This window comes from Janthinobacterium silvisoli, from assembly GCF_014200725.1.
GTDB lineage: Bacteria > Pseudomonadota > Gammaproteobacteria > Burkholderiales > Burkholderiaceae_D > Janthinobacterium.
The window spans coordinates 1,360,173-1,378,740 of the sequence record NZ_JACHCL010000002.1 but is presented as its reverse complement, the minus strand read 5'-3'; the positions used below and the strand labels follow the sequence as shown (position 1 = coordinate 1,378,740).

Genomic DNA, 18,568 nt, shown 5'->3' with positions numbered 1-18,568 from the left:
TTCCCCGCTGATCAAGTGGCTTGCCGGCGCTGGTAGACGCGTGCCGCGCGCGCCCGCAGGGTGGCGGCGGCCGTGCTGTTGCCATTGCGCTCGGCCAGAAGGGCCAGATGGCATAGCGCCTCATAGTGGTCAGGTTGCAGATAGATGCAGCGGCGCCAGTAATCATCGGCCAGATCCATTTTGCCAGCCAGTTCATTGATGATGCCGAGCATGAAATAGGCTTCCGCCGCCTCGGGTGTGCGGGCCAGGTGGGCGTGGCATTTTTCGCCCGCCTCGCGCAACTGGCCACGGTCAGCCAGCAGGCGCGCTTCGGCCAGCAAATCGACAGGCGTGGCGGCGCTGGAAGAGGGCACCGGCACGGGCCGGCTGCGCGGCGGTGCAGCAGCAGATGGAGCCACAGGCCGTGGCGTGGCCGGCACGCTGCGCAGCGTACGTGCTGGCGTTGGCCGGACTGGCGGTATGGCGGTGTGAGCCGCAGCCGGTGCGTCATCCTTTTTCAGCGCGAAGGCCTGGCGGTGCTGCAGCGGCGTAAAGCCATTCTGGCAAAACGCCGGCACTTCTGCATAGCCTGCCAGCAGCATGCCATCGTCGGCCAGCAGGTCGGACAGTTTCTCGACGGCCGCGCGCGTGGTCGGCTTGTCGAAATAGATCAGCAGGTTGCGGCAAAAGATGACGTCGTAATGATGGCGATAGCTGGCGGTGTCGAACTGCAGCAGATTGCCTTGTTTAAAGGTGATCTGTTCGCGCAAGGCGTCCATGATGCGGTAGGCGTCGTCGGCCAGGTGCGTGAAATAACGCTCGCGAAAAGCCACATCCTGTGCGCGGAAGGCATTGCGGCCATATACGCCTGCCTGCGCCCGTTCGATGCAGCCAGGGCTCAGGTCATAGGCGTCGATGCTGAACGCCTGTTTCGGCACGCCGCCGTCGCGCAGCGCCATCGCCATCGAATATGGCTCTTCGCCGCCCGCGCAGGGAATCGACAAAATTCGTGTGCTGCGCCCGCGCGCCCAGCGCTCGCGCACCATGTCGACGGTGGTATAGAACGCTTGCGGGTCGCGGAACAGCCACGACTCGGGCACCACCACCAGTTCGATCAGCTGCGTCATTTCCGCCGGCGTGAGCGCTTGCAGATAAGCCTCGCTACCGGTGTGGCCGGTCTGCTCCATGCGCTGCTGGACCGCCCGTTCTGCTACTACTTTCGAGACAGACAAGCCGGTGGCGCGGCGCAGCAGCGTTTGTACCGTCATGGCGCGCTCCGTGGCTGGAACAGCAGCGCGCGCACGTCGGCTGGCAGCAGCTGCTCCAGTTCCACCAGCTGCACCATGCCGTCCGCATCGCTGGCGACCTGGCCCAGGAAGGGCGCGGTTTCGACGCCGCTGTCTTCCCACTGCTGTTCCTCGATGTCGGCGATGCCGCGTACTTGCGAGGCCATCAGGCCCAGCGAGTGCGTGGTCCCTTCCGGTGCGCGATAGTCGACGATGACGATGCGCGTGTCGAATTGGGCTGCCGCCGGCGCCAGGCCGGCCAGGCGCGAGAGGTCAATCACGGGCACCGGCGTGCCGTGCAAATCCATCAGGCCGGCCACATAGCTTGGTGTGAGCGGCAGCTGCTTCAGTTCCAGCAGCGGCAGCACGCGCACGATGGAGGCCAGGGGCAAGCCGTAGCGGTCGCGTCCGATGTGAAAGACCAGTACTTTCATGGGATCAGATGGTGACGGCGAAGTTCGATACGCTCGATTGCAGGTCACCGGCCGCATACTGCAGCTGGTGCACCGCTTCGCTGGTGGCTTTCAGCGATTCCACCGTTTGCTGGGTGGCGTCGTTGAGCTGCATCATGGTGTCGGAAATCTGCGACGCACCTACCGCCTGCGACTGCATGCCTTGCAGTACGGCGTCGAACTGCGGCGTGAGTTTTTGCACCTGGTCCATCACCGACGACAATTGCTCGGCCACCTGGCGCACTTCGCCCACGCTGCGGCGTATCTCTTCCGAAAATTTATCCATGCCCATCACGCTGGCCGACACGGCCGATTGCATTTCCTTGAGCATCTGTTCGATATCCCAGGTAGACACCGAGGTCTGGTCGGCAAGGCGGCGGATCTCGGTCGCCACGACCGAAAAGCCGCGTCCTGCTTCACCAGCTTTTTCCGCCTCGATGGCGGCGTTCAGCGACAGGATATTGGTCTGGTCGGCCACCTTGGTAATCGTGATCAGCACACTGTTGATGTTGCTGGCTTTTTCCGACAGGGCTGCCAGCTTGGCGTTGATGGAATCGGTGGCCGAGACCATGTGCTGCATGGTCGAATCCATGCGTTTCAAATTGTTTTGCGCTTCGGCCGTGGCGTTGGTGGTGTAGTCGGCGACGGCGGTGGCGTCTTCCATGGTTTTGAGCAACTGGCTGGTATTGGCCGAGATTTCCTTGGTGGTGCTGAGGATTTCCACGCTGGTTTGCGCCTGCTCGATGCCAGTGGCTTCCTGCTGGCGCGCCGAGGCGGCGATTTCCGTGGCCGAGGTGGTCACCTGGATGCCGGCCTTTTGCACGTTGTTGAGCAGGCTGCGCAGGTTTTCAAACATCTTCGCCAAGCCATTGCCCAGTTGGCCGATGGCGTCGCTGCCGGTGATGGTCACTTTACCTGTCAGGTCGCCCGATGCCGCTTTCGACACCACTTCCAGCAAGGAATCGACCTTGGCGCGCAAGGTGTTGGTGGCGGCCAGTTCATTGGCCTGGTTGTCCTGGATGGTTTGCGCCATGCGGTTAAATTCAGTGGTTACCTTGCCCAGTTCATCACCCGAGATGATGGCGGCGCGCGCGCCTTGCTCGCCACCGGCGATGCGGCCCACGGCATCGGTCAGATTATTCAATGGATTCAGGATAGCCTTGGCCAGGATGTAGGCAATCGCCAGCGCCAGCACGATGCACAACAGACCGCCCAGCGACAGGGTCAGCAGCATGGTTTCCTGCAAACTGGCGGAGCGGGCGCTACGCTCGGCCAGCAAGCGGTTTTCTTCGGCGGTCGCATCGTCGAGCATTTTGTTCGCCTGCAAGATGCCGGGCGAGCCACCGGGCGGTATCATGCGCGCCACCGTATCGGCTGCGCCCGGCGTGTTGCCCAGCGCGCGGCGTTTGTCGATCAGCGGATTGATCCATTCCTTGACCCAGGTGCTGGCCAGCTGGTCGATCTTGCGGAAACGTTCCGATTGCGGCTTGTTATCGACGGTCATGGCGATCGCCTTTTGCGTGTGCTGGGTGAGCACGGCCATTTCATCGGTTTCCGGGTTCAGCGAGACTTCGTTGCCGCTCAGCAGATAACCGCGGGTTTCCACCTGGATTTGCAGGATGGAATTGTGAATCTTGTCGATCTCGATCAGTACCTCCATCGTGTGCCGGTCCCAGCCATTGGCTTCGGACAGCCGCGTAAAGCTGTTGTAGGCGACACCCAGCAGTATCAATATGATGGCCACGATCGAGCCGAAGCCCATATACAGTTTATTCTTGATACTCAGGTCTTTGAACATGGGGGCTCCGGATCGGGAAAGTTCAACTAATTTGCACTGTAGCATTTTGCCATGCAGACAGCAAAATGGGGGTATTTCATGGTATGGGCGGGCGGCATCAGGGCAGGATTTTGCGCCTGAGTGCGCTCAAGATGCAAAAAAGCCGCCCGAAGGCGGCTCATGCAGGCATCGATATGATAGCTGCCGGGATGCTGATTACTTCTGGCCGCGTTTTTCGCGCGCGATGGCGGCGATGCGCATGCGCAGAGCGTTCAGCTTGATGAAGCCGCCAGCGTCGGCCTGGTTGTAGGCGCCGCCGTCTTCGTCGAAAGTGGCGATGTTCATGTCGAACAGCGAATCGGTTTTCGAATCGCGCGAGACGACGATCACATTGCCCTTGTACAACTTGATGCGTACCCAGCCGTTCACGGTTTGCTGCGTATGATCGATCAGGGTTTGCAGCGCGACGCGCTCAGGCGCCCACCAGTAGCCGTTGTAGATCATCGAAGCGTAGCGTGGCATCAGATCATCTTTCAGGTGGGCCACTTCGCGGTCCAGGGTGATCGATTCGATGGCGCGGTGCGCTTTGAGCATGATGGTGCCGCCTGGCGTTTCATAGCAGCCGCGCGATTTCATGCCGACATAGCGGTTTTCCACCAGGTCCAGGCGGCCTACGCCATGCTTGCCGCCCACCTTGTTCAGTTCAGCCAATACAGTGGCCGGCGACATGCGCACGCCGTTGATGGCGACGATATCGCCTTTTTCGTATTCGATGTCCAGGTATTCGGCTTCGTCCGGCGCTTTTTCAGGGCTGACGGTCCAGCGCCACATGCTTTCTTCGGCTTCGGCACTTGGGTTTTCCAGGTGGCGGCCTTCAAAGCTGATGTGCAGCAGGTTGGCGTCCATCGAGTAGGGCGCGCCGCCGTTCTTGTGTTTCATGTCGATTTCGATGCCGGCGTCTTCTGCGTATTTCAGCAGTTTTTCACGCGACAGCAAATCCCACTCGCGCCATGGGGCGATGATTTTTACGCCTGGTTTCAGCGCGTAGGCGCCCAGTTCGAAACGCACCTGGTCATTGCCCTTGCCGGTTGCGCCGTGCGAAATCGCATCGGCGCCGGTGGCGTTGGCGATTTCGATCAGGCGCTTGGCGATCAATGGGCGGGCAATCGAGGTGCCCAGCAGGTATTCGCCTTCATACACGGTATTGGCGCGGAACATCGGGAAGACGAAATCGCGCACGAATTCTTCGCGTACATCTTCGATATGGATGTTTTCCGGCTTGATGCCGAACTTGATCGCCTTGGCGCGTGCCGGTTCCAGTTCTTCGCCCTGGCCCAGGTCGGCCGTGAAGGTGACGATTTCGCACTGGTAGTTATCTTGCAGCCATTTCAGGATGACGGAGGTATCGAGTCCGCCGGAATAGGCCAGGACTACTTTTTTAATGTCGCTCATATTGCTTCCAGTTGTCGTTGTATTCAATGTAATACTGCTGCTGCCGGGTGCTGCCAATTATAAAGACTTAGTTGATTTTACCCAGTAACAGGTATTCAATCAGGGCTTTTTGCACGTGCAGGCGATTTTCCGCCTCGTCCCACACCACCGATTGCGGGCCGTCGATTACTTCGGCGGCCACTTCCTCGCCGCGGTGGGCAGGCAGGCAGTGCATGAACAGCGCGTCGGGCGCGGCGCGGGCCATCTTGGCGCCGTCGACGATCCAGCCATCGAAGGCGGCGATACGGGCCGCGTTTTCTGCTTCGTAACCCATGCTGGTCCACACGTCCGTGTTGACCAGGTGCGCACCCCCGCAGGCGTCCGATGGGTTGTCGAAGAAGGTGTAGCGTTCCGTCTTCACTTGCGACAGGTCGATATCATAGCCTTTCGGCGTCGAGACATTCACGTGGAAACCGAATACTTCGGCCGCCTGCAGCCACGAATACAACATATTGTTGGCGTCGCCGATCCAGGCAACGATCTTGCCGGCGATCGAGCCGCGGTGTTCGATATAGGTGAAGATATCGGCAAACACCTGGCATGGATGGTGTTCATTGGTCAGGCCATTGATCACCGGCACGCGCGAATTGGCGGCGAAACGCTCGATGATGTCCTGGCCGAAGGTGCGCACCATGATGATGTCGCACATGCGCGACATGACCTGGCCGGCGTCTTCCACCGGCTCGCCGCGGCCCAGCTGGGAATCGCGCGTGTTCAGGTAGATGGCGGCGCCGCCCAGCTGGTGCATGCCGGCCTCGAACGAGAGGCGGGTGCGGGTCGAGTTCTTTTCAAAGACCATGACCAGTGTTCGGTCGATCAGTGGGTGATAGATCTCGTAGTTCTTGAACTTACGCTTGATCAGGTGGGCGCGCTCGATCACGTATTCGTACTCTTCCAACGTGAAATCGGAGAACTGGAGGTAATGCTTGATCGGTTTTTTTGTCGACATAATGACCACGTGAAGATGCGCAGGCCGCCGGCGGCGTGCCTTTCCCGCCGGGTGTCTCAGCTTGACAACTTCGCTGATGAGCCTTGCCCCGGCGCGCTGCTGAGTTGACCGTTGTGCACGCCCTGGTGGCGCGACGCGATGCATATTGCCAAGTTAAAAATATTGCAATGGCAAGAACTACAGCCGTTCAATTATAAGGGTTTTGCTTTTAGATTGGAAAGATAGGCGGGCCGGGTACTTGTGTAGACAAGTATCGTCCCCATTATGCCGCCCCCATGAGGGCTCTGCGGTTCTAATAGATATTGGCAGGCTCTGCCGAGTCCAGCCGGGGCGCCACCAGTGGCAGATCTAGCGTAAAGCAGGTGCCGGCGCTGCTGCTGGCGACCTGGATCTGCCCGCCCAGCAAGGCTGTGACGATGTTGTAGCTGATCGACAGTCCCAGTCCGCTGCCGCCCTGGCCCAGCTTGGTAGTGAAGAAGGGGTCGAAGATACGCGACAGATGCCGTTCGGCGATGCCGGCGCCATTGTCGTTGAAACGGATCTGCACATGCGTGGCGCTGGCTGTGGCGTGCAGGTGCATTACGCCACCGCTGCCGTTGCCATTTTTATCCAGGTGGCCAAAAGCGTGCAGCAGGGCGTTATTGATCAAATTGGTCAGCACCTGGCCCAGGGGGCCTGGATAGCTGTCGAGGGCGATGCCCGATGCGATCTCGGTCTCGATCCTGTGGCCCGAGCTGCGGATGCGGTTCATCACGGTGGCGATGACTTCGTTGCTGAGCTGCTGCAGGTCGAACTGGCGCCGCTGCTCGGTAGTGCGGTCGACGGCCACCTGCTTGAAGCTGTTGACCAGTTCGGCCGCGCTATGCAGTCCCCGCATCACCAGCGCCGCCCCCTTGGCTGCATCGTCTATATAGCTGGCCAGCTCGGAGCGGCGCAGGCCCGGGCCATTCATGAGGCGCTCGACATCTTCCGTTCTTTGCTGCAGGGTGCTGGCGATCAGCAGGCTGTTGCCGATCGGCGTATTGAGTTCATGCGCCACGCCGGCCATCAGCGAACCCAGGGCGGCCAGTTTTTCCTGCGACACCAGCTTTGCCTGGGCATCCTGCAACTGACGATAGGCATTGGCGTTGTCGAGCGCGATGGCGCCATACGCGCACAAGGTGCGGAAGATCAGCCGTTCGCGCTCGCCGTAGGCATCCGCATCGCAGCTTTGCACCGTCATCACGCCCAGCACCCGTTCGCCCACCGTCAAGGGCACGTACAGCACGCTCTGGTTATGCCGGGTGCCGGGCACGGTATAGGCGTGGCGCCTGGCCGGTACCTGGGGCACATACACTTCGCTGCGGCCCAGCAGGCAGCGCACGGAATAGGCGCGCGGATTATTGAGCGGGATGGCGTTGTCGGGCAGCAGCTGGCCTGCCTCCATGCCGTACGCGCGCCGCAGCACCGTGCCGGCAGAGTCCAGCATGTAGACGGCGAAGGTATGGGCCGACAGCAGCGCATGCACGTGGCGGTCCAGCACCTGGAACACAGCGTCCGCATCCAGGTGGGTGGTGATTTCCTGGCCGATGGCCGACAGGCGCTCGAGCGTGTCGCTGGTTTGCTGCAGCACTTCGGCGCGGCGCGCTTCGGAGGCGGCCAGTTCGCGGTGATGGTAGCCCTCCGAGCGCGCATGTTCCGTCTGGTGGTGCACCTGCATGGCGATGGCGCGGTTGGTGGCTTGCTGCGTGTGGCTTTTTTCACGTGCAGCACCCGCTTCCAGGGCGATATCGTAGGCGCGCGCATAGTCGCCCACATGCGCGTATTCGCGGGCCAGCGCGTCGAACAGTTCGCCCGGTGGCGAATAGCCATCGATGGCGTCGGCGACCTGCAGCGCTTGGCGCAGATAATGCAGCGCCGGATTGCGCTCGGCCATGCCGGGCGGCGGCGGCAAATCGTGGCGCGCATGCAGCATCGCCAGCACGCGCAGGGCCGCGATCTGGTTGATGGCGTCGCCCTGCTGGGTGGCCAGCTGCAGCGCGCGCCGGGCTGCCAGATGTGCGTCATCCGGCCGGTCCAGGTAAGAGAGCGCGTGCGCGCTGCCGCGCTGGGCCAGGCAGCGAAAATCAGCCTGGCCCAGGGCCTCGGCGCGTTGCGCCAGCTGGCGGAAGGCGCCCAGCGCCGTATCGTATTCCCCCTTGTCCAGGCTCAGCTCGCCAAAATAGAAGAGGGCATTGGCGTAGCTGCGCGCGCCGGACATGGGCGCCAGCAGGCGCAGCGCTTCGCCCAGCAATTCTTCCGCCGCATCCAGGCGGCCCAGCTTGCGCATGGTTTCCGCCGTATGCATCTGGCAAGCGCCGATGCTGCGCGGCCAGCCCGTCGGGCGCGCCAGGTCCAGCGCGCACTGCATCCATTCCAGCGCCGATTGATGATCGTTGAGGTTGGCAAGGCAGTCGCCAATATTGGCGGCGGCCGTGATCGCTGCACGCAGTTGCCCGCTTTCCAGCGCCGCTTCATAGCTTTGCATATAGTGGCCGGCGGCCCGGCCCAGGTCGCGTGAATTACGTGCCAGTAAGCCATGGAAGTCGTGCACCCAGGCCGCCAGCGGTGCGGCCAGCTGTCCATCGCCGTGTGTGGCCTGGGCGGGAAAGTGATCACTCCAGCGCGCCTGGGCTGTCTGTGCATCGCGCAGCACCGCCCAGCGCGCGGTTGCCGCATCGGCCAGGTCGGCGCGCATGGTGTCGCCGGCACTGCGCGCCTCGATACCTGCCGCCTGCAATTGGGCATCGCAGCCCGCATGGTCGCCACGGTCGACGGCGATCGAAGAGAGCAGCCAGTGGACGTCCGCGCAGCCGGCGCCATCATTCAGCGCCCTGAGTGTGGCATGGGCGCGCATGGCCATTGCTTCGGCCGCGTCGAGTTCGGCGCGCAGCCATAACAGTTCTGCCTGCACCAGTTGCAGCCGCGCAGCGGCCTGCGCTTGCTCCTCGGATGTCAGGCTGGCCAGCGGCAACAGGGCGCCCGCTTCCTCGCTCAGCAGTTTGGAGCGGCCACAGTCACGTTGCCGCAAATGCCAGGATAGCAAAAGCAGCAGTGGCAGACGCGCCGTACCGTGCAAGGGCAATAAAGCGCTTTCCCACAGTGCTATATCATGTTCGAGCGCGTACATCTCCATGCAAACCATCTCCCCCGCAAACAGTAATCATGGCCGGTGATCACACGGCCATCAGTGACCGCATTGTAAGCTGCATCGGGGGAGGTGTTCGGTTTGTGGCAGCGATTCCACACGCAGGCGTGGCGGCCGCGCACCAGTTCAGCGCGACACCAGCCGGATGCTGGTACTGCCATCGCGCGTGCTGGCGTTGCGGCTGTCGGCCGGCACGCGCAGTCCTGGTAATAGCTGGGCGTCATCAATCACCACATGCTCGCCAGCATTGCTGAATACAAAGCTGGCGCCGCGCTTGGTGACAAACTTGCCGGGTGCCTGGGCGTAGATTTCCACTTCCTGTCTTTGTCCTTGCATGAGCTGGTCCTTGTTGGCCAGCCGGCCAAAGAAGTGTTGATCCTGCACCCGCACCACCAGTATCTGTTGATTCGATAGTGCATAACTGTTTTCAATATCGAGCGCTTCCTGCGCGGTGACGTGGTAGGGCGCACCGACGCTGACATGGACACTGTCGGGAGGGGCGGCTTGCGCCAGGGAGCTGGCGCAAGCGAGCGTCAGCAATGCTGTGGCGGCCAGGGCGGCAGCGGTAAAAGAGAGGCGGCGTGAGGTTTGCATGATATTCACCTTCAATCAGGGTTGAGGATAAGAAGTTAGACCGTGTCGTCGCTGCCAGGTTTCCTGCAGGGACAGATATCAAGGTAGCAAACGTCATGTGCCGCAGCCAGCGGCAGGCGATGAAAGGCAGGTTTCTGGCGCTGAAACGCAAAAAACCGGGATGGATTTGGGATTAATGCCGGATAACGATTCCAGTGACAAAATTAAATTTTGTTTTACTGGGAATTACAGAGCTTGCTTTGGTTTGAGTCCCTGCCGCAGGCAGCGGCAGGGAACTGAAGATCAATACAGCGTTTGCGCCGATTCGTGCAGCAGCTGGCCATACAGGGTGTGGCGCATCCTGGCGATCTTGCCGTCGGCCAAGGCTTGCAGGATCGCGCATTGGGGCTCGATCAAATGGCGGCAATTGTAGAATTTGCAGCCGCCCAGGTAGGGCTGGAATTCGCGGAATGCGCGTTCCAGCATGCCTTCGCTCAAGTGATACAGGCCGAATTCCTGGAAACCCGGCGAATCGATGATGGAGCTGTGCTGGCCCAATTCGTCGAGCTTGTACAGGCGCGTAAACGTGGTGGTGTGCTTGCCCGTGTCGAGCGCGGCCGAGATTTCGCGCACGGCGATGTCGGCGTCCGGCACCAGCAGGTTGATCAGGGAGGACTTGCCCATGCCTGACTGGCCGATCAAGATCGATGACTGGCCTGCCAGCAGCGGCGCCAAGGTGGCTACCGCGTGTTCAGGCTGGGCGCGCGCCGACACTTCATGCACCGGGTAGCCGAGCGAGGAGTACGGCAGCAGGCGTTCACGGGTTTTTTCCAGCGAGGCCGTCACATCGGTTTTATTGAGGATGATGCGCGCCTCGATACCGGCCGCGTCGGCCGCCACCAGCGAGCGCGAAATCAGGTCGTCGGCAAAGCCCGGTTCGGTCGCCACCACGATGAACAGCTGCGTCAGGTTGGCTGCCAGCAGCTTGGATTTATATTGGTCCGAGCGGTACAGCAGGGTCTTGCGTTCTTCGATGCGGTCGATCACTGCCTGGTCGCTGGACGTGCGCGTCAGGTGCACGATATCGCCCACGGCCACATTGGTCTTCTTGCCGCGCGTTACGCATTGCAGCTTGGCGCCATCCACGTCGGCCAGGTAATGGCGGCCGTGGGCGGCGATGATGACGCCGCTTAATTTGCTGTCGCTCATGGTGCCGTCACGCCGCTATCGTAGATGAGGTCAGCCTTGGCGGCGCAGATGAAGTCGTTGGCCGACAGGCCACCGGCACCCTCGTTGACCGAGTGGGTGTCGTAGCGCACGGCGCAGGTTTTGTAATTAATGATGAGCTCCGGGTGATGGTCTTGTTTGTGTGTCATATGCGCCAGGGCGTTCACGAACGCCAGGGTCTGGTAATAATTCTTGAAACCAAAGTCGCGGCATAGCTTGCCGTTTTGCAGCGACCACTGGGGCAGCAGGGCCAGCAGCGCGGCCGCGTCAACGTCGCTCAATGCCTGCTGCTGCGGCGAGCAATCTTGTTGTTCCAATGGAACGGTATCGGTGCTCATGCGGCTGCTCCTTTCAGGTGGCGGATGCGTACACTGGCCGGCGGGTGCGAGTCATAAAAAGCAGAGTGCAGCGGGTCGGGCGTCAGGGTCGAGGCATTGTCTTCATACATTTTCACCAGCGCCGACACCAGGTCGTCCGCTTGCGTGTGTGTGGCGGCAAAGGCGTCCGCCTCGAATTCGTGCTTGCGCGAGCTGAGCGAACTCAAGGGGCCCAGCAAGAAGGTAAAGACCGGCAACACCAGCATGAACAGCAGCAGGGCCAGCGCATCCGTCCCCTGGCCCTGGCCAGATAAGGTCAGCGCCACGGGATTGACGCCCAGGCCCGCATAAAACCACGGCTGCGTCTTCAGGTAGCCCAGCAGCGCCAGGAAACCCAGCGAGATCAAAAACATCATGGCGATGCGCTTGACGATGTGCTTGAGCTTGAAATGCCCCAGCTCGTGCGCCAGCACGGCTTCGATTTCCTGCGGCGCCAGGCGCGACAGCAGGGTGTCGAAGAAAACGATGCGCTTGTTGGCGCCAAAGCCCGAGAAATACGCATTGCCATGGGCGCTGCGCTTGGAACCGTCCATGACGAACAAGCCTTTCGAAGCGAAACCCACGCGCTGCATCAAGCCTTCGATGCGGCTTTTCAGGGACTCGTCGGCCAGCGGCACGAATTTATTAAATAGTGGGGCGATCACGGTAGGGTACAGCACCATCATCAGCAGTTGGAAGCCGCTCCACACGAACCAGGCGTACAGCCACCACAGGTCGCCCGACTTGGCCATCAGGCTCAAGACTACCCACAGTAGCGGCAGGCCGATGGCGGCGCCCAGCAGCGCACCCTTGAGCATATCGGCAAAGAACAGGCCACGGCGCATGGTGTTGAAGCCGAAGCGCTGTTCCAGCACGAACTGGCGGTAATAATCGAAAGGCAGGTCGATCAGGCCGGAAATGACGGCAAAGGCCACGATCAGCGCGATCTGTGACCACATGCCCGTGCCCGTCAGCGCCTGCAGATGCCCGGCCAGCCATTGCAGGCCGCCCAGCAGGGTAAAACCGATCAGCACGCCGCTATTGACGAGCAAGGTCAGCAAGCCGAACTTGGTCTTGGCGACCGTGTAGTCGGCGGCCTTCTGGTGCGCGGCCAGCGGGATCTTTTCGGCAAATTCTGCGGGCACGGCTGCGCGGTGGGCCAGCACATGGCGAATTTGCCGGGAAGCGAGCCAGAAGCGCACGACCAGGGTCAAAATGAGGATGGAAACAAACAAAATCGAAAACGCGAGTGAATACATTCTGTGCCTGTGAGAAAATGGCTGATTATTTAGTTTGATAGGCCAAGAGAGAATTATGTCACAAGCGACCGACTTAACTGCATCCGCACCCGCCGTTCCTGCCCGTCCCAATGAAATGAACCTGATCTGGGTCGACATGGAGATGACGGGCCTGGAGCCTGACACCGACCGCATCATTGAGGTGGCGGTGGTGGTCACGGACATGCACCTGAACCTGCTGGCCGAAGGTCCTGTCTTTGCGATTCATCAATCCGATGAAACCTTGAACAAGATGGATGCCTGGAACAAGGGCACGCATGGCCGTTCGGGCTTGATCGAGAAGGTAAAAGCGTCGACCGTGACGGAAGCCCAGGCGGAAGCGGAACTGATCGCCTTCCTGAAAAAATATGTGCCTGCAGGCAAGTCGCCCATGTGCGGCAACACCATCGGCCAGGACCGCCGCTTCATGGTACGCGGCATGCCGAAGCTGGAAGCGTTCTTCCACTACCGCAACCTGGACGTGTCGACCCTGAAAGAGCTGTGCAAGCGCTGGAAGCCTGAAATCGCCACCGGTTTCAAAAAGCACCAGAAGCACACGGCGCTGGCCGATATCCTGGAATCGATCGAAGAACTCAAGTATTACCGCGAGCACTTCATTAAATTGTAAGTTACTCCACCGCCGGCCAGACAGTTTCCTGGTCGGCGCGGGCCTCGGCGATCAGCCATTCGCAAAATGCATGTACCTGGGGCCGGGTTTCCGCCTGGGGCGAGCGCAGCAGGTAGTAGCACAGCGGTCCCAGCACCTTGTGTTCGAACAGGCGCACCAGGCGGCCCGAGCGCAAGTCGTCGTCGATCAGCGGGCCGGCCGCAATCGCCACGCCCTGGCCGCTGGCGGCCGCGTCCAGGCATAAATACGTGTGTGAGAAGCGCGCACCGCTATTGCCACTATTGCCACTGTAATGCACGCCGCAGCTATGCAGCCAGCGGGCCCAGTCGATTTCTCCAGGCAAATGCACTTCCGGTTCATCGTGCAGCAGCGGATAGCGCAGCAAGTCGCTTGGTGTACGCAGATTGCTGGCGCTGGCCCGGAAGCCTGGACTGCAGACGGCTGAAAACCATTCCTCCATCAATAAATCCACTTTCAAGCCCGGATAGCGTCCCGGTCCCAGGCGGATAGCCACATCCACGCCATCGCGCACCAGGTCCACCGGATGCATCGATGCCAGCACGCGCAATTCGATATTCGGATGGCGGTCGCGCAGCCGGCCCAGGCGCGGCATCAGCCAGCGCGACACCAGCGAGCTGGTGGCCGTTACCGTGACCACTTTTTCATCGCCCTGGCGGCGCGCCTGCTCCGATACATCGGCCAGCTGGATCAGGATGGGGCCGAGCGCGGCCGCATAGCGCTGGCCCGCGCTGGTCAGCGTCACGCCACGCGGCATGCGCTGGAACAAGACTACCCCCAGCCAAGCCTCCAATTGTTTGACGTGGTGGCCGATGGCGCCGGCCGAGACATGCAACTCTTCACCGGCCCGCTGGAAGCCTTCATGGCGGGCGGCAGCCTCGAAGGCGTGCAGGGAGGCGAGCGGGGGCAGATAGCGGGACATACAAGTGAGCCTTAAATCGGTGAGCCTAAATCGGTAAGCCTTAATATTACTGAGCCTATCCGTGAAGAATATTGGTTTGTCTCATCTTATGCAAGAGAATATGATGCCGACTATGCGTTACAAGACCCGCAATATCCCTAATGCATAACATGTCAGGACGGCAGCCTGTAAAGGCGATCCGCTTACCCAGCTTGGCTATTCCTGCTTGACCCCATATCTACCCGATTATTTGACGAGGTTTTCATGTCTGATCGCCGCGCTGTTGCGTTGGTGTTGCTGTCGGCCGCCGGTTTCGGCAGCTCCGCAGTGTTTGCAAAGGCTGCCTATGCGTCCGGGGTCAACCCGTCGACCATGCTGGCCTTGCGTTTCGTGATTGCCGCCGCACTGCTGCTGCCGCTGGTCTGGCTCGGTGGCTGGCGCTTGCCGCGCGGCCGCCTGCTGGCCGGTTATATGCTGATGGGCCTGATGTACACGGCCCAGTCGCAAGGCTATTTCAATGCCCTGCTGTACGCCAGCAGCGGCTTGTGCGGCATGCTGCTGTATGTGTATCCGGTGCTGGTCACCATCCTGGCCCTGGCGCTGGGCTGGGAAAAGCTGGACCGCCGTATGCTGCTCCTGATGGCGCTGGCGATCGGCGGCATGGCCATTACCCTGGGGGGCAAGCTGCAGGGCCAGCCTATCGGCATCGCCCTGGCGTTGATGGCGGCTGGCGTGTATGCCGTCTACATTTTGTTCGGTAATAGCTTGGCCAAGAGCAAGGAAAACATCCACCCACTGGCCGCCTGCGTGGTGATCCTGGGCACGGCTGGTTTGGCCAATAGCGCAATTGCAGTGTATCAAGGCGTCTCGCTGCCGGGCACGGCCACCGGCTGGCTGGCGGTCGGCGTGATCGCCCTGTTTTCGACAGCGGTCGCGATCGCCGCCTTCTTTGCCGGCGTGGCGCAGATTGGTGCCGCCAAGGCTTCGATTATTTCCACCTTCGAGCCGGTGATCACCATGGCCTTTGGCGTGACCTTGCTGGGCGAAAAGGTTAGCGGCACGCAACTGCTGGGTGGCGCCATGGTGCTGGCGGCCGTGATCTTGCTGGCGCAGCGGTCGGCGCCCAAGGCCGAGGCCAAGGAAGAGGCCGAGGCCATGCCCGCCGCACAGGCGAGCGCCTGAGCCACCACTCACTTTTTTCTCATCTGATTTCCCGTAAATCAGGTTTCCTTTGCGCCGCGTTCATCGCGGCGTTTTTTTTGCCCGTCGTGGTTAGGCAGGGGCGCGCACAAATAAATTTCAGTTGCGAATGATTCTCATTTATAATCAATGCACGATCCATCCTGACCAGCCAGCGTGACGCCAGCCAGTGTTTGCCTTGAAAGGAATACACCGTGCCGTCTCCATCCGAGCTCACCCCACGCAGCACCGACAGCATCGCTGGCGAATTTGCCCGCCTGCGCCGTGAAAAAAAAGCCCGCCACCGCGATATCGCCACTGAGCTCAATATCTCCGAAGGCGAGCTGATTGCCGCACACGCGGGCTTGTCGCTGGCCGATGGCGCCTTGCTGGGCGCCGAGCGCCTGCAGGCCGACTGGCCGGCCATCATCGCCGCCCTGGAGCCGCTGGGCGAAGTCATGGCCCTGACGCGCAACGTTTCGTGCGTGCATGAAAAAACCGGTGTCTATCGCAATGCCAGCCACAACCACCATGTCGGCCTGGTGCTGGGCGGCGACATCGACTTGCGCGTGTTTTACCGCCAGTGGGTCCATGGTTTTGCCGTCAGCGAGTTGACCGAAAAAGTGGGCGACAAGGAAGTGCAGCGCAGCCTGCAATTCTTTGATGCGGCCGGCCATGCCGTGCACAAGATTTTTTTGAAGCCGCAAAGCGACCTGGCTGCCTACGAGGCGCTGGTGACGCGCTTTGCCGACGACGATCAGGAACCCGGCATCGCCGTCACGGCGCCTGCGCCCGCGCCCGTTGAACTACCCGATGCGCAAATCGACGTGGCCGGTTTTCGTGCGGCCTGGGCAGACTTGCGCGACACGCATGAATTTTTCACCTTGCTGAAAAAATATTCAGTCTCGCGCCTGCAAGGCTTGCGCCTGGCCGAAGCGCGTTTCGTGCAGCAGCTCGACAAAGCCTGCGTGCTGGACCTGCTCAATGACGCGGCCCGCGAAAACGTCTCCATCATGGCGTTTGTCGGCAATGCCGGCATGATCCAGATCCACTCCGGCCCCGTGCAAAAGATCGCCGTGATGGGCCCGTGGATCAATATCCTCGATGCGCGCTTCAATCTGCATTTGCGCGAAGACCATGTCGCCAGCGCCTGGGTGGTGCGCAAGCCCACCGTTGACGGCCTGGTCACGTCGGTCGAACTGTTCGATGAAAAGGGCGACACAATCGTCATGTTCTTTGGTGAACGTAAACCAGGCGCGCATGAATTGTGCGAATGGCGCAACATCGTCGAAAAAGCACAACAGGAGTACGAATTATGCGCCGCTTGATCGCCGCCAGTGTCGCGCGCCGGATCGCGCTGAAAAAAATGGGCGTTGGCGCATTGGCGCTGGCCGCGCCGATGCAAGTGCTGGCCGCCGTGGCCGACGCGGGCAAGCCGGTGACCAGGGCGCGCCGCCTCATCAGCGTGGGTGGCGCATTGACCGAGATCGTCTACGCGCTCGATGCACAAGCCGATCTGGTGGGCGTCGATACGACTTCGCTATTTCCCGCCACGGCGCAAAAGCTGCCGCAGGTCGGTTATGCGCGCACCCTGTCATCCGAAGGGCTGCTGTCGCTGGCGCCGACCCAGCTGATCGCCACCGAAGAAGCAGGGCCGCCGACCGTGCTGCGCCAGGTGCGCGACGCGGGCGTATCGGTGTCCGTGCTGAACGCGAACAACAAGTTTGAAGGCGTACTGGAGCGGGTAAAACAAGTAGGTCAGCTGACTGGCCGCGTTGAACCGGCGGCGCGTTTGTCGCAGACCCTGCAAAAGCAATGGGATGGCGCGCTGGCCAGCGTGCAGCAGCGCCGCCAGTCGTCTGCACATGCGCCGGTGCGTGTGCTGTTCATCCTCGCGCACGCACCGAATCAGGTGATGGTCGGGGGGCGCGAGACGGGCGCCGACGCCATGCTGGCCTATGCGGGCGCCGTCAATGTGATGGGTGGTCAAGCAGGATTTGCCGGATACAAGCCGCTCACGCCGGAAGCGGTGATCGCCGCGCGTCCCGACGTGGTGCTGGTCACCGACCAGGGCTTGAAAGCCTCGGGCGGGGTGGAAGGCATCTTGAAATTGCCGGGTCTCGAACAGACGCCAGCCGGACGCAAGCACCGCATCGTCTCGCTCGAAGCCATGCTGCTGCTGGGCTTTGGTCCGCGCATGCCGCAGGCGCTGACCGAGCTCGATGCCGCGTTTGCGAAAGCCATGGCCGCATGAGTGCTGCAAGCTTGAGGCCCACGCGGCTTGCAAGCTGGCGCTGGAGCGCTACCGGCTTGCTGTTCGCGGCCCTGGCCGCCGGTCTGATCATCGCCGTACAGGCGGGCGCCGTGTCGGTGACGCTCAATGACTGGCTGGCGCCGTTGCAATCTGGCGACGATGGACTCTCGGGCGGCGCCTATGTGCTGTGGCATATACGCTTGCCGCGCGCCCTGTTTGCCGTGCTGATAGGCGCCATCTTGGCGCTGGCCGGTGGCTTGACGCAGGGTTTGTTCCGCAATCCCCTGGCCGACCCTGGCCTCCTGGGCATCAGCAGCGGCGCCGCCTGTTTTGGCGCCATCACCATCGTGTTTGCCGCCGGCTTGCACGTAGCGCCCGAGCTGCGCCTGTGGCTGCTGCCAGCCGCCGCGTTTGGCGGCGCCATGCTGATCTGTGTTTTGCTCGACAGGGTCGCGCGCTGGGCCACGCCCGGTTCCATCGTCGGCTTGCTGCTGACGGGCGTGGCCTTGAACGCGATCACGGTGGCCGTTATGGGCCTGTGCATCTACATGGCCAGCGACGATCAATTGCGCACCCTGACGTTCTGGACCCTGGGTTCCTTGTCGGCCGGCAGCTGGCGCCAGGTCGCCGCGCTGCTGGCGGTGATGCTCGTTGCGCTGTGGGCCACGCGCCACCTGATGCGCGCCTTGAACGCGCTGGCCTTGGGTGTATCGTCGGCCCAGCATGTGGGCATCGACGTGGGCAAGCTGCGCACGCAGGTGATCGTGCTGGTGGCGCTGCTGACCGGCTTTGCCGTGGCCTGGTGCGGCGGCATCGGTTTTATCGGCTTGATCGCGCCGCACCTGGTGCGGACCTGGCTGGGCGCCGACCAGCGCAAAGTACTGCCGCTGGGGATGCTGGCGGGCGGCTTGCTGCTGTTGCTGGCCGATACCCTGGCGCGCACGGTGGCCATTCCGGCGGAAGTCCCCGTCGGTATTTTCACGGCCTTGCTGGGCGGGCCATTTTTCCTGATGCTGTTGCGGCGTTTCCGCCACAGCAATGCCTAGAGGGGCCAA

Annotated in this window: 16 protein-coding genes; 5 read left to right on the top strand and 11 right to left on the bottom strand. The window is 61.5% G+C overall.

What is annotated here, in order from left to right; translation table 11 throughout:
- Positions 1-11 precede the first annotated feature (11 nt).
- The 10 genes from HDE75_RS16335 to HDE75_RS16290 form a co-directional block, all read right to left on the bottom strand.
- Positions 12-1,247, bottom strand: a complete 1,236-nt coding sequence (locus HDE75_RS16335) for a CheR family methyltransferase (RefSeq protein WP_183676701.1) — start codon at positions 1,245-1,247, stop codon at positions 12-14.
- On the bottom strand, positions 1,244-1,699 hold the full coding sequence (locus HDE75_RS16330; protein ID WP_183676702.1) for a chemotaxis protein CheW: 456 nt from the start codon (positions 1,697-1,699) through the stop codon (positions 1,244-1,246). Before HDE75_RS16330 ends, HDE75_RS16335 begins: the two co-directional genes overlap by 4 nt.
- A 4-nt stretch (positions 1,700-1,703) precedes the next feature.
- Positions 1,704-3,515 (bottom strand): methyl-accepting chemotaxis protein, encoded by a 1,812-nt coding sequence (locus HDE75_RS16325; RefSeq protein WP_183676703.1) that lies wholly within the window; start codon positions 3,513-3,515, stop codon positions 1,704-1,706.
- A 195-nt stretch (positions 3,516-3,710) separates the two neighbouring features.
- On the bottom strand, positions 3,711-4,946 hold the full coding sequence (locus HDE75_RS16320) for an argininosuccinate synthase (protein WP_102297967.1): 1,236 nt from the start codon (positions 4,944-4,946) through the stop codon (positions 3,711-3,713).
- A gap of 67 nt (positions 4,947-5,013) precedes the next feature.
- Positions 5,014-5,934, bottom strand: coding sequence for an ornithine carbamoyltransferase (argF, locus tag HDE75_RS16315; protein WP_183676704.1), 921 nt, complete (start codon positions 5,932-5,934; stop codon positions 5,014-5,016).
- A 292-nt stretch (positions 5,935-6,226) separates the two neighbouring features.
- Positions 6,227-9,088 carry an ATP-binding protein gene (locus tag HDE75_RS16310; RefSeq protein WP_183676705.1) on the bottom strand — a complete coding sequence of 954 codons (2,862 nt, stop codon included), beginning with the start codon at positions 9,086-9,088 and terminating at the stop codon, positions 6,227-6,229.
- Positions 9,089-9,226: 138 nt separating this feature from the next.
- Entirely contained in the window at positions 9,227-9,694 is a 468-nt protein-coding gene (locus HDE75_RS16305; protein WP_183676706.1) for a hypothetical protein, read from the bottom strand.
- Positions 9,695-9,976: 282 nt separating this feature from the next.
- Entirely contained in the window at positions 9,977-10,882 is a 906-nt protein-coding gene (gene rsgA / locus HDE75_RS16300; RefSeq protein ID WP_183676707.1) for a ribosome small subunit-dependent GTPase A, read from the bottom strand.
- On the bottom strand, positions 10,879-11,238 hold the full coding sequence (locus tag HDE75_RS16295) for a 4a-hydroxytetrahydrobiopterin dehydratase (protein ID WP_183676708.1): 360 nt from the start codon (positions 11,236-11,238) through the stop codon (positions 10,879-10,881). Before HDE75_RS16295 ends, rsgA begins: the two co-directional genes overlap by 4 nt.
- Entirely contained in the window at positions 11,235-12,515 is a 1,281-nt protein-coding gene (locus HDE75_RS16290; RefSeq protein ID WP_183676709.1) for a M48 family metallopeptidase, read from the bottom strand. The genes HDE75_RS16295 and HDE75_RS16290 overlap by 4 nt, the downstream gene beginning before the upstream one ends.
- Before the next feature lie 55 nt (positions 12,516-12,570).
- Between HDE75_RS16290 and orn the strand changes: the two genes are divergently transcribed.
- Positions 12,571-13,161 (top strand): oligoribonuclease, encoded by a 591-nt coding sequence (orn, locus tag HDE75_RS16285; protein ID WP_183676710.1) that lies wholly within the window; start codon positions 12,571-12,573, stop codon positions 13,159-13,161.
- 1 nt (position 13,162) lies between these two features.
- Here orn and gcvA read toward each other — a convergent pair whose 3' ends face one another.
- Positions 13,163-14,101, bottom strand: coding sequence for a transcriptional regulator GcvA (gene gcvA / locus HDE75_RS16280; RefSeq protein ID WP_183676711.1), 939 nt, complete (start codon positions 14,099-14,101; stop codon positions 13,163-13,165).
- Positions 14,102-14,344: 243 nt separating this feature from the next.
- Between gcvA and HDE75_RS16275 the strand changes: the two genes are divergently transcribed.
- The 4 genes from HDE75_RS16275 to HDE75_RS16260 all read left to right on the top strand — a co-directional run bounded on the left by HDE75_RS16275 (position 14,345) and on the right by HDE75_RS16260 (position 18,559).
- Positions 14,345-15,262, top strand: coding sequence for a DMT family transporter (locus HDE75_RS16275; protein WP_183676712.1), 918 nt, complete (start codon positions 14,345-14,347; stop codon positions 15,260-15,262).
- 212 nt (positions 15,263-15,474) lie between these two features.
- The gene (locus HDE75_RS16270; RefSeq protein ID WP_183676713.1) at positions 15,475-16,587 is read left to right on the top strand and encodes a hemin-degrading factor; all 1,113 of its coding nucleotides are present in this window, start codon (positions 15,475-15,477) and stop codon (positions 16,585-16,587) included.
- Complete coding sequence (locus HDE75_RS16265) at positions 16,575-17,513, top strand: heme/hemin ABC transporter substrate-binding protein (protein WP_183676714.1); 939 nt, start codon at positions 16,575-16,577, stop codon at positions 17,511-17,513. Before HDE75_RS16270 ends, HDE75_RS16265 begins: the two co-directional genes overlap by 13 nt.
- Entirely contained in the window at positions 17,510-18,559 is a 1,050-nt protein-coding gene (locus HDE75_RS16260) for a FecCD family ABC transporter permease (RefSeq protein WP_183676715.1), read from the top strand. The genes HDE75_RS16265 and HDE75_RS16260 overlap by 4 nt, the downstream gene beginning before the upstream one ends.
- The last annotated feature ends 9 nt before the right edge of the window (positions 18,560-18,568 follow it).